We start from the raw sequence: 11722 nt of genomic DNA on the forward strand, positions 1-11722 counted from the left end.
CGTCAAGACCTGACGTTCGGGCGATACGCCTGCGCCGTGGGAGGATGGGGCCCGATGGCAGCCACCGAACCGATCCGTCTCCGGCGCTCGACGCTCGGAGACGACGTCTACGACGTGCTCAGGGCGCGGATCCTGGAGCACAGCATGCGGCCCGGCGACCGGGTCAACATCGACGCGCTCGCCCGCGACCTCGAGGTGTCACAGACACCGATCCGCGAGGCCCTGGCGCGTCTGGAGTCCGACGGGCTGGTCCGCAAGCGCCCCCTTGTGGGCTACACGGTCAGCCCGCTGCTCACCCGCGCCGAGTTTGACCACCTCTTCGAGATGCGGCTGCTGCTGGAGTGCGCCGCCACGCGCTGGGCCGCCGAACGGGCCACCCCGCAGCAGCGCGAGGCGATCACCGCGGAGGCCGCCACCACGATCGCCCAGGAGCCGGACGACCCGAGCGGCTGGCGCTGGCACGCGGCCTTCACCACGCACGACGCCCGCCTGCACGACCTCATCGCCACGGCCTCCGGCAACCCCCTGCTGCGCGAGGGCCTCGAACGCCTGCACGTCCACCTCCACCTGCACCGGAGATACTTCCCCTACGCCCACGCCGGCACGACGATCGAGGAACACCAGCGCATCGCGGAGGCCATCGAGGCCGCCGACCCCGACGCGGCCGAGACGGCGATGCGCGCACACCTGACCGAGGCCCGCGAGCGCCGCCTGACGGCGTTCGACTGACCGGGTTCGACTGACTGGGTTCGACTGACCGGGTTCGACTGACTGGGTTCGACTGATGCGTCAGTCGGGCGTCAGGGCCGGGACCGGTTCCGCACCGGCCGGGGAAGCCTGAGAGGATCTCGGGATGGAATTCGACGGCCAGGCCGAGTTGCTCCAAGAAAGCGTCGAACGGCTCGGCGAGCGGGCCGGACGGCAGTTCGCCGCCCTGGCCCGCCGCGGTTTCCGGCTGACCCCTCCGGCCGACGGAGCCGGGGCCACCGGGCACTGCCGGTTCGGCGGCCCCGCCCTGCTCGAACCCGGCACCTCGTGGCCTCGGTTCGGCGGCTTCCCGCTGTCCCTGCACGCCGTGCTCGACACCGGCGCGCTCGCCGCCTGGCTCGGGACCGACCTGCCCACCCGGCCGGGCCTGCTCAACTTCTTCTTCCTCGACCCCGACGTGCCGTACGACGAGCACCGGCACCTGGACGATTCCGCGCCCGAGGCGTGCCGGGTGGTCCCCGCCGATCCGGCACGGGCGGCCGAGACCGCGGCCCCCGCCCCGGCGAGGACCTATCCGGCCGTCCCCGTGCACGCTGACCCCGTGGTCATGCTCCCGGACTCCTTCGACGTCGATGACGACGACGTCCCGTACGATCGGGACGAGCACTGGGGAGCCACGTCACTCATCCTCGACGCGATGTACGACCTCGACGGCAACACCTCCGGCGGCCACCGCGCCTTCGGCTGGCCGGACACGTCGTACGCGTCCAAGGTGACCCGGCGCGACGCCGACGGGCCCGTGGTTCACCTGCTCCAACTGGCGGCAGACGCGCACCTCGGGTGGGGGTGGGGCGACAACGGGACGATGTACTTCACGATCCCGATGAAGGCGTTCGCGGAGGGCGACTTCAGCCGGGTCGAACCGGAGATGCGCTGCTGCTGACCGCCGGGGCGGCCCGCCGCACCGCCGCACCGGCCGTCTCGGTCGCCAGGGCGATCACCTCGGATCGTGCCGTGGCCAGCGAACTCGCCGCCAACGGCCGGAAGGCGGCCAGGTGCGGCATCAGACCGGCCATGGTCAGCTCGGCGGTGACGACGAAGAGGTTCTCGTCGGGCACACCGTGCTCGGCGAAGTACGCCCGCAGGTAAGGGGTCAGGAAGTCCCAGCCCTCCCGGGGAGTGCCGGGGCCGTACGCGCCGCCGCGCGCGGTGATCACCACGACCCGGGTGTCGCGCAGCAGGCTGTCACCGGTGTCAGGATCGCTGAACGCCCCCGGGAAGCTCACCCGGTCGATCCAGGTCTTCAGCGCCGCGGGCACCCCATAGTTGTACATCGGCGCGCCGATCAGCACCGTGTCGGCCGCCAGCAACTCGTTGATCAGCGGGTGGGTCAGCGCCCACTCCCGCCGCTCGGCCGGGCTCCTGACCAGCTCGCCCACCCGGTCCGGCGGCAGCAGGCCGTGCCGCTCCGCCCGCCTGCCCAGCGCGCAGTAGGCGGTGTCCAGCGGCGGCACCGGGTCGGCGGCCAGGTCCCTGTACCGGTAACCGCCGGAGCCGTGCAGCGCCCGCCACGTGTCGGCGAACGACGCGGTCAGCCCTCTGCTGACCGACTCCTCGCAACGATGGGCACTGGAATCCAGATGCAGCAAGGTCGTCATGGTCCTCTCCTGTCACCTCGGTCACGTCGGGTACGTCATAGGGGGTGACGCGACGAGGTGAGGAAAGGTGACCGGGTGAACGAGGGTGACGGGCTGGCGGAACGGTTCGAGGCGCACCGGGGACGGTTGCACGCGCTCGCGTACCGAATGCTGGGCTCGCGGAGCGAGGCCGAGGACGCCGTGCAGGAGGCCTGGCTCCACCTGGCGCGCGTCGACGCCCGTGAGGTGGACAACCTGGGCGGCTGGCTGCGTACCGCGGTGACCAGGATCTGCCTCGACATCCTCCGTTCGCGCAGGTCACGGCCCGAGCACCTCGCCGGGCAGGAGGTGTTCGACGAGGTGCCCGACGGGGGAGCCCGGCCGGAGGACGAGGCGGTGCTGGCCGACTCCGTCAGCAACGCGCTGCTCGTGGTGCTCGACACGCTGAACCCGGCGGAACGCGTCGCGTTCGTGCTGCACGACATGTTCGGCGTGCCGTTCGACCAGATCGCGCCGATCGTGGAGCGCACGCCCGTCACCACGAAGAAGCTCGCCAGCCGCGCGCGGCGGAAGGTCCACGGCACACCGGTGGTCCCGGCGGCGGAGCTGGCCCGGCACCGGCACGTCGTCTCCGCGTTCCTGTCCGCCGCGCGCGAAGGTGACCTCGACGGCATCCTCGCCGTGCTGGCCCCCGACGTGGTACGCCGCGCCGACCCGGCGGCCCTGCCCCCGGGCGTGGCGGCCGAGGTGCGCGGCGCGCGGGCCGTGGCGGAGGGGACCGTCGCGCTCGCCCAACGGTCGCGGCTCGCCGAGCCGGCGCTGGTCGACGGCAGGGTCGGGCTGGTCGTGGCCCCGGGCGGGCGGCTGGTGTTCGCGGTCGCCTTCGCGGTCGAGCACGGCAGGATCACCGAGTACGACGTGATCGCCGACCCCGCGCGCCTGAGGCGGCTCGACCTCGCCGTGCTCGGTCCTCCTGCCGAGGGCACCGGCGGTGGGTGAGGTCAGCGTCGCGACCGCGTGACGTCGGCGGGTTCCGCGGTGCGGCGTCGCAGAGCCTGGAGGCCGACCAGGTCGTCGGCGAGGGCGTCGGGGACCTCGTCGTCGAAGCGGGCCAGGACCGGGCGGCGCGCGGCCACGGCGACGACCACGGCCATGGCGACGGCGAACAGCACATAGATGAAGCCGATCCCGCGTCCCTCGCCGACGCCGATGACCGCCCCCACCGTGGAGGCGAGCGGGCCGCCCGGCGCCAGCAGGGGCTCGGCCACGGCCGCGCCCAAGGGGGCGACGACGCCGAACGCGAGCGGCAGCGTCGACCAGGCGATCAGCGTGTTGAGCGCGAACACCCGCCCGTGGTAGCGCTGCGGGACCTTGACCTGGACGATCGTGGCGTAGATGCCGTTCACCAGGGCCAGGCACAGCGACATCCCGAACGCCCCGGCCGCCACGAGGGCGAGGTCGGCCCGCAGGCCGGTGGCGAGGCAGAAGACGGCCAGGACGAGCGTCCCGAGCAGCACGCCGCGCATGCGCGAGCGGCGCGGGCCGCCCCACACGGCCATGGCGAGCCCGCCGAGGAAGGCGCCGAGCCCCGACAGGAACGCCACCCTGGCCACCCCGTCGAGGTCCGAGAACGACAGCACCAGCGGCGAGACCATCAGGAACAACGGCGACAGGAAGACGTTGAGCGCCGCGAAGTACAGCAGCATGGCGCGCAGGCCGCGCTGGCCCCACGAGTAGCGGAACCCCTCCACGATCTCGGCCGTCACCGACTCCTTGCGCCGCCACGGCATGGTCGCGGGGAAGCGGACGAGCAGCACCACGGTGATGGCGGCCACGTAGCTGAGCACGTCCAGGATCAGGATGCCCTCGAGGCCGATCGAGGCCATCAGCCCCACCGCGATGAGCGGCACGATGAGCTGGGCGGTGCCGCCGACCATCTGCACGACCCCGTTGGCGTGGCCGAGGTACCGCTTGGGGACGAGCTGGGGCACGGCCGACGAGTACGCGAGCCGCTGGAACGTCAGGGCCACCGACAGGCACGCCAGCGTCGGGTAGATGTGCCAGACCTCCAGGTTGCCCGTCCACAACAACGAGCCGAGGAGGAGCTGGACGCCGCCCGCGGCCACGTCGCCGATGATGAGCACCCGCCGCCGGTCCGAACGGTCGACGATCGCCCCGGCGATGGGCGAGGCGAGCATGCCCGGCACCAGCCCAATCACGGCGAACAACGCGAACTGCGCCAGCGACCCGGTGGTCAGGTAGATCCAGATCGGGATCGCGAACTCGGTCAGCGCGGACCCCGCCATCGACACGAGCTGGGCCACCGCGACCAGCAGGAACCTGCTCATGCTCGGCCGCGCCCCGGCCGCGACCGCCTTCTCTGGGCCCGCCTCCCCCGGGCCCGCCTCCCCTGGCACCGCCTCACCGGCGGCCGGGACGTCTGAGCCCGAGGTGCCGGAGACGGGGGTGCCGGGCGCCGGGGCGTCCGAGACCGAGACGCCCGACAGCCGCCAGCCGGGGCCGCCCGGCTCCGGGCCGGGAACGCCGGGCGCCGGGGCGTCCTCGGTCCCCAGCGCGGGATGCGTCAGCGTGACGATCTCCGCCAGCTCCTCCGCCCGGTACTTGAGGAAGAAGTGGCCCGCCTCGTCGAGCACCACCACGGCGGCCCGGGGGGTGAGGAAGTGCCACTCCCTGAACCGCTCCTGGTAGTACTCCGTGGCCGGGTCGCGCTCCCCCGCGACGGCGATGACCGGGGCGCGCAGCCGTTGGACCGACCGCTGGAAGAGCCCGGTGAAGTACTCCTCCGCGGCGTCCGAGTCCCGCCGCATGTTGCGGATGATCCGGCGGGCCTGGGCCGGGTCCAGCTCGCCCATGTCGACGCCCATCGAGGTGAGCCAGTTGGCGTACCCCTGGTCGCCGCGCAGGAACTCCATCCGCGCCAGCCTGGACAGCGCCGACATCGCCCTGCCGCTCGGCCGGGCGAACGGGAAGATCGCCCCGATGTAGACCGCCTCCAGCGCCCTGCCGTCGGCCTCCAGGCGGCGGGCGATCTCCACGGTCAGCGCCGAGCCGACACCGCAGTGCCCGTACAGGACGAGCGGCCCGGTGACCTTCGCCTGGATCTCCGCCACGCACCGGGCGGCCAGGTCGTCGAACGCCAGCCGCTCCTCGTCCAGGCCCACGTCGTGCCCGGGGATCGCCACCGACCACAGCGCGCACGTGCCGGGCAGGGCGTCGGCGAGCGGCTGGTAGACGATCGCGCTTCCCCCGCCGTACGGGACGCAGACGTACGTCAGCTCGGCCGTGCGTCCGGCGGGGGTCAGCTCCTGCAGCAGCCCGCGCTCCTGCGGCGGCCCCTCGACGAGGGCGGCCAGCTCTCTGACCGTCGGGTGGCGGAACAGGTCGGTCACCGCCACGCCGCCGGAGCCCTCGGGCAGCTCCCTGCGCAGCCTGGCCACGGCCCTGATGGCGACCAGCGAGTGGCCACCGGCCTGGAAGAAGTCGTCGTCGATGCCGAGTTCCGCCACGCCGAGCAGGTCGCACCAGACGGCGGCGATCGCCTGCTCGGTCGCGGTACGCGGCGCGACGCGCTCGCCCTCGCCCGCCGCCGGGCCAGGGGCGGGCAGGCGTGCCCTGTCGACCTTGCCGTTCGAGCTGAGCGGCAGTCGTTCGAGCTCCACGAACCGGGTGGGCACCATGTAACCGGGCAGGTCGCGGGCCAGGTGGGCGCGCAGGACCTCGATACCGGGGCCCGGCAGCGAGCGCGGCACCACGTACGCGACCAGTTCGCGCTCCCCGCGCTCCCCCACGGTGGTGACGACGCATTCGGCCACGCCCGGATGCCGGGCCAGGTGCGTCTCGACCTCGCCCGGCTCCACCCGGTAACCCCGGATCTTGACCTGGGAGTCGGCCCTGCCGAGGAACTCGATGGTTCCGTCGTGGTGGTAGCGTCCCAGGTCGCCGGTCCGGTAGAGGGGCTCGCCGGTGCGCGGGTGGGTGACGAAGGCCGCCGCCGTACGCTCGGAGTCGCGCCAGTAGCCGGACGCGACCCCGGCCCCGCCGATGAACAACTCGCCCGGCACCCCGGCGGGCACGTCGAGCAACCGCCCGTCGAGGATGTGGAAGCTCTGGTTGGCCAGCGGCCGGCCGTACGGGATGGAGGGCCAGGCGGGGTCCACGTCGCCGATCTCGTGGTGGATCGACCAGATGGCACCTTCTGTCGCGCCGCCGAGGCTGACGACGCGTACGCCGGGGGCGAGGGCGCGGATGCGGTCGGGCAGGCTCAGCGGGATCCAGTCGCCGGACAGCAGGACGAGCCGCAGCGAGGACAGGTCGGTCCCCTCGTGCTCGGCGTGGTCCACCAGCAGCTCCAGGAGGGCGGGGACCGAGTTCCACACGGTGACGCGGTGCTCGGCGACCAGGCGGGCCCAGGCCGCCGGGTCCTTGTCCTCCTCGGGCGCGGGCAGGACGAGGGACGCTCCGGCGGCCAGGGTGCCGAAGACGTCGTAGACGGACAGGTCGAAGCTGAGCGCGGAAAGGGACAGCACGCGGTCGTCGGCGCGGACGCCGAAGCGCCGGGTGATGTCGCGGACGGTGTTGAGCGCGGCCCGGTGCTCGATCATCACGCCCTTGGGCGTCCCCGTGGAGCCGGAGGTGAAGATCACGTACGCGAGGTCGGACGGCTCGGCCGCGACCTCCGTGAAGCCCCCTTCAACGGCTCCACTGGCGGTGGCGTGGACGGGCAGCACGGTGAGTCCGGGCGGCCAGTCGAGGCTCTCGCCCAGCGCGGGCTGGGTGAGGGCGGGCTGGGTGAGGGCGACGGCGCAGCCGCCGCGTTCGATCACGTGGTCGCGCCGGGCCGGCGGCAGGTCGGCGTCCACCGGCAGGTACGCCGCCCCCGCCCGGTTGATCGCCAGCACCGCGACGACCTGCTCCCAGCCGCGCCGCATCACCACCGCGACCAGGTCTCCCCTGCCCACCCCCGCCCCGGCCAGCTCGGCGGCCAGCGCCGTGGCCCGGCGTTCGACCTCCTGGTGGGTGAGCGCGCCGTCGGGGTGCACCAGGGCGGTGGCATCGGGGGTGCGGCGTGCGGCGGCGGTGACGTCCCAGTGGAGGCAGCCGGGCTCGCCGAGGTCGGCGGCGGTGTCGTTCCAGGTCGCGCGCCGCGCCTGTTCCGCCTCGCCCAGCAGGTCGATCCCGAGGACGGGCCGGCCGGGGTCCGCCGCGACGGCCTCCAGCAGCGCCAGCAGGTGGCCGCTCATCTCCTCGACGCGCTCGCGGGTGAACAGCGCGGTGTTGTACACGAACAGGCCGGTCAGCTCGCCGTCCTCCTCGCCCGCGTACAGCTCCAGGTCGAAGCGGGTCGCCCACTCCCCGAGGTCGAACGGCTCCGCCTCGGGAGCCGCCCCGCGTGGAGCGCCGTAGTTCTGCATGGCGAAGACGACCTGGAAGATCGGCGAGCGGGACGGGTCCCTGGGCACGTTCAGGTCGGCGACGAGCTGCTCGAAGGGCAGCTCCTGATGCGAGTACGCGTCCAGCGCGCTCTCGCGGACCCGCAGCAGCAGGTCGCGGAACGACGGGTCACCGCTCACGTCCATCCGCATGGCCAGCAGGTTGACGAAGCAGCCGACCAGCCCCTCCAGCTCCGGGTGCGACCGCCCGGCCACCGGGGAGCCGATCACCACGTCGTCCTGGCGGGCGTAGCGGCCGAGCAGCGCGCCGAAGGCGGCCAGCAGCACCATGTACGGCGTCGCCGCGTGCTCCTCCCCGAGCCGGGCGAGCCGGGCGGTGACCTCGCGGCCCACCCGGAAGCCGTGGCCCGCGCCCCGGTAGGTGATCTCGGGCGGCCTGGGCCGGTCGGCCGGCAGGTCCAGCGGGACGGCCCCGTCCAGCCGGTCCCGCCAGTGGGCGAGGTCGTCCTCGGCTCCGGGCCGCGAACGCTGCCAGGCCGCGTAGTCCGCGTGGCGCAGCGGCAACGGGTCCGGCTCGCGCCCGGCGTACAGGTCGAGCAGTTCGCGCAGCAGGATCGCGGCGGACCAGCCGTCGGCGGCGATGTGGTGCACGGCCAGCGCCAGCACGTGGTCCCCGGGGGCGAGCCGGAGCAGGAGCGCGCGGGCGACGGGGCCGGAGGCGAGGTCGAACGGTACGGCGAGGAACCGCGCCACCCTGGCCCGCGCCTCCTCCTCGCCCGGGGCGTCCTCCACGGTCAGCGGCAGGTCGGCGGAGCCGAGCACGACGGCGGACGGGCGGCCGTCGTCGGACTCGGGGAAGCGGGTGCGCAGCGTGTCGTGCCGGGCGGCCAGCCGGGCCAGCGCCGACCGCAGCAGCTCCGGGTCGATCGGGCGGCGCAGACGCACGCTCAGCGGGACGGTGTACGCGGCGGCGCCCGGCGCGTACTTCTCCATGAACCACAGCCGCTCCTGCGCGAAGGAGAGCGGCGGCTCGGCGTCGTCGGCGAGCCGGGGGATCCCGGGCCCGGACCGGCGGGCGCGCAGCCGCTTGGCCAGCAACGCGCGCCGGGCGTCGGACAGGGTCGCCGGAGCACCTCCGCCATCGGTCACAGAAACCTCCATGATGCCAATAAATTGCAAGATTCTGCTAGAAATTTGTCGTTGATCGTCAGGTAGTGAAAGGGGCCACCATGCGCCGCATCCTGTTCGTCCACGCCCACCCGGACGACGAGTCGATCGGCACCGGCGCCACCATGGCGAAGTACGCGGCCGAGGGGGCACACGTCAGCCTGGTGACCTGCACGCTGGGCGAGGAGGGCGACGTGGTCCCCGACGACCTCGGCCACCTCACCGCCGACCGCGACGGCCTCGGGCGCTTCCGCCGGGCCGAGCTGGCCCGCGCGTGCGCAGCGCTCGGCGTGCGCGACCACCGCTTCCTCGGCGGGCCGGGACGCTGGCGCGACTCCGGGATGATGGGCACCCCGACCAACGACGACCCGCGCTGCTTCTGGCGGGCGGACGTCGACGAGGCCGCCGCCGAGCTGGCCCTGGTGCTGCGCGAGCTGCGCCCGCAGGTGGTGGTCACCTACGACGCCAACGGCCTGTACGGCCACCCCGACCACATCCAGGCCCACCGGGTGACCCGCCGGGCCGTCGAGCGGGCGGGTGAGCGGGCGGGTGAGCGGGCGGCCAAGTTCTACGCCACCGCCACCCCGATGTCGTTGCTGGCGCAGGCGGTCGGCGCCGGGCCCTTCGAGCAGGTGAAGTCGGTCGCGGACTTCGGCTTCGGGGTGCCCGACGAGCAGGTCACGGCGCGCGTCGACGCGACCGGCCACCTGGCGGCGAAGGTGCGGGCGCTGCGCGCCCACCGCACCCAGCTCACCGTGGCGGACGGGTTCTTCGCGCTGTCCGACAACGTGGGACAGCCGCTGGCCGGTGTCGAGCACTACACGCTGCTGTCGGGGGCCTGCGGCGACGTGGACCCGGTCACCGGGATGGAGACCGATCTGTTCGGCTAGCCACCAGCGCGGCCAGCGCGTCGAGGCCGGAGGGGAACCAGTCCTCGCCGTCCAGCTCGATCAGCACGTCCAGCTCCTCCTCCACGGCGTCGAGCAGCCGTACCAGGGCGATGGAGGTGACGCCGAGCGCGGCGAAGGAGCCGCCGTCGCGCAGCAGCTCCTCGGCGCTCACCTCCCCGTCGCTCGCCTCGGCCAGCGCGTGCGCCAGCCACCGTCTCAGGTCGTCGTCGGCACGGTCGGTCACGGCGTCTCCTTCAGCAGGCGGTCGACTTCCTCATCGGTCAGCCCGGACAGCTCGTCGGCCAGCAGCCGTTCCACCTCGGCGGCCAGCTCGGCGACCGTGCGGTGGGCGAAGACGGCCCGGATGGGGACGTCCACCCCGGCGCTCGCCCGCAGCCTGGCCGTCACGCGTACGGCGAGCAGCGAGTGGCCGCCGAGCGCGAAGAAGTCGTCCAGCGCGCCGACGGGGGCGCCGGTGCCGAGCACCTCCCGCCACACGTCCGCGACCAGGGTCTCGGCGTCGGTGCCCGGAGCGACGTAGCGACGGCCCTGATCGGGGCCGGGATCCGGCAGCGCGGCCCGGTCGACCTTCCCGCCCGGGGTGAGCGGCAGCGCGTCCCGCGCCACCCACAGGTCCGGCACCAGGTACGGCGGGAGCGCCCCGGTCAGGTCGCGGCGCAGCTCCACCACCTCGATGTCGCCCGCCACGTAGGCGACCAGGCGGTCGTCCCTGGCCACGACGGCGGCCTGCCGGACACGCGGATGAGCGAGCAGGCGCTCCTCGATCTCGCCGGGCTCGATCCGGAAGCCGCGCACCTTCACCTGGTCGTCGAGGCGGCCCAGGAACTCCAGCAGGCCGTCGGGGCGCAGCCGTACCTGGTCGCCGGTACGGTAGGCGCGCTCGCCACCGGGGCCGGTCACGAAGCGTTCGGCGGTCAGGCCGGGCCGGCCCAGATAGCCCCGGGCCAGCCCGGCGCCCGAGAGCAGCAGCTCGCCGGGCACCCCGGGCGGCACGAGGTCGCCGTCGGGGCCCACGACGTGGGCGCGGGTGCCGCCGATGGGCAGTCCGATGGGGGGCCGTCCTGGATGGTCCTCGCCCAGGTCGGCGACCGTGGCGATGATGGTCGCCTCGGTCGGCCCGTAGGTGTTGACCAGCCGTACGGCGTCGCCGAACCGCGCGCGCCAGCGCGCCACCGCGGGCGCGTGCACCTTTTCGCCACCGATGATCACCAGCCGGAGCCGCTCCGGCCAGGCCACCTGCTCGATCTGCGCGACCAGTTGGTGCCAGTAGGCCGTGGGCAGGTCGAGCACGGTGATCTCGCGGCCCCGCGGCGAGGCGAGCAACTCGGGCAGCGTCAGCGGCCCGCCGGGCAGCAGCTCCAGCGCGGCCCCCGAGGCCAGGGCCGGGAAGATCTCCTCCGCGTGCGCGTCGAACGCCGTCGAGGCGAACTGGACCACCCGGTCCCCCGGTCCCAGGCCGTAGTGCTCCCGCATCCAGGCCACCCGGCCGGCGAGGGCTTCGTGCTCCACCACGACCCCCTTGGGCCGCCCGGTGGAGCCGGAGGTGTAGATGACGTACGCGGCGTCGCCGGGTCCCGGACCATCCGCCGGTCCCGGTTCGCGCGCGGGCGGGGCCCCCGCGTCGCGGGCGGAGGTGATCTCCTCGCCGGACAGCACCAGGTCGGCGCCGCCGTCCGCCAGGAGCAGGCGGACCCGCTCGCCGGGCAGGTCGGCGTCCAGGGGAAGGTACGCGCCGCCCGCTTCCAGCACCGCGAGCAGCGCCACGACGGTCGCGATCGACCGGTCCGCGCGGATCGCGACCACGCTCTCGGGGCCGACGCCCCGCTCCCGCAGCCGGGCCGCGAGCGCCTGCACGCGAGCGCCGAGCGCCGCGTAGCCGACGGCGTCC

At 74.0% G+C, this 11722-nt stretch carries 8 protein-coding genes; 4 read left to right on the forward strand and 4 right to left on the reverse strand.

Going from position 1 to position 11722, the window contains the following annotated elements; all coding sequences use genetic code 11:
- Positions 1 to 54 precede the first annotated feature (54 nt).
- Both ABD844_RS26815 and ABD844_RS26820 read left to right on the forward strand, forming a co-directional pair.
- A complete protein-coding gene (locus ABD844_RS26815; protein ID WP_344883620.1) occupies positions 55 to 729 on the forward strand; it encodes a GntR family transcriptional regulator in 675 nt (224 codons plus the stop codon).
- 124 nt (positions 730 to 853) lie between these two features.
- Entirely contained in the window at positions 854 to 1651 is a 798-nt protein-coding gene (locus ABD844_RS26820; RefSeq protein WP_344883623.1) for a DUF1963 domain-containing protein, read from the forward strand.
- Here the strand turns inward: ABD844_RS26820 and ABD844_RS26825 are convergent.
- Entirely contained in the window at positions 1617 to 2366 is a 750-nt protein-coding gene (locus tag ABD844_RS26825) for an FMN-dependent NADH-azoreductase (RefSeq protein WP_344883626.1), read from the reverse strand. The genes ABD844_RS26820 and ABD844_RS26825 overlap by 35 nt on opposite strands.
- 75 nt (positions 2367 to 2441) lie before the next feature.
- Between ABD844_RS26825 and ABD844_RS26830 the strand changes: the two genes are divergently transcribed.
- A complete protein-coding gene (locus ABD844_RS26830) occupies positions 2442 to 3344 on the forward strand; it encodes a sigma-70 family RNA polymerase sigma factor (RefSeq protein WP_344883629.1) in 903 nt (300 codons plus the stop codon).
- Positions 3345 to 3346: 2 nt separating this feature from the next.
- Here ABD844_RS26830 and ABD844_RS26835 read toward each other — a convergent pair whose 3' ends face one another.
- The gene (locus ABD844_RS26835; RefSeq protein WP_344883632.1) at positions 3347 to 8905 is read right to left on the reverse strand and encodes a non-ribosomal peptide synthetase/MFS transporter; all 5559 of its coding nucleotides are present in this window, start codon (positions 8903 to 8905) and stop codon (positions 3347 to 3349) included.
- An 80-nt stretch (positions 8906 to 8985) separates the two neighbouring features.
- Between ABD844_RS26835 and mshB the strand changes: the two genes are divergently transcribed.
- Positions 8986 to 9813, forward strand: a complete 828-nt coding sequence (gene mshB, locus ABD844_RS26840; RefSeq protein ID WP_344883635.1) for an N-acetyl-1-D-myo-inositol-2-amino-2-deoxy-alpha-D-glucopyranoside deacetylase — start codon at positions 8986 to 8988, stop codon at positions 9811 to 9813.
- Here the strand turns inward: mshB and ABD844_RS26845 are convergent.
- Together ABD844_RS26845 and ABD844_RS26850 are read right to left on the reverse strand one after the other, a co-directional pair.
- On the reverse strand, positions 9782 to 10057 hold the full coding sequence (locus tag ABD844_RS26845) for a phosphopantetheine-binding protein (RefSeq protein WP_344883637.1): 276 nt from the start codon (positions 10055 to 10057) through the stop codon (positions 9782 to 9784). The genes mshB and ABD844_RS26845 overlap by 32 nt on opposite strands.
- Positions 10054 to 11722, reverse strand: a 1669-nt coding sequence (locus ABD844_RS26850) for a non-ribosomal peptide synthetase (protein WP_344883640.1), incomplete at its 5' end; no start/stop codon positions are given. The genes ABD844_RS26845 and ABD844_RS26850, both read right to left, overlap by 4 nt.

This window comes from Nonomuraea antimicrobica (assembly GCF_039536965.1).
Lineage (GTDB): Bacteria > Actinomycetota > Actinomycetes > Streptosporangiales > Streptosporangiaceae > Nonomuraea > Nonomuraea antimicrobica.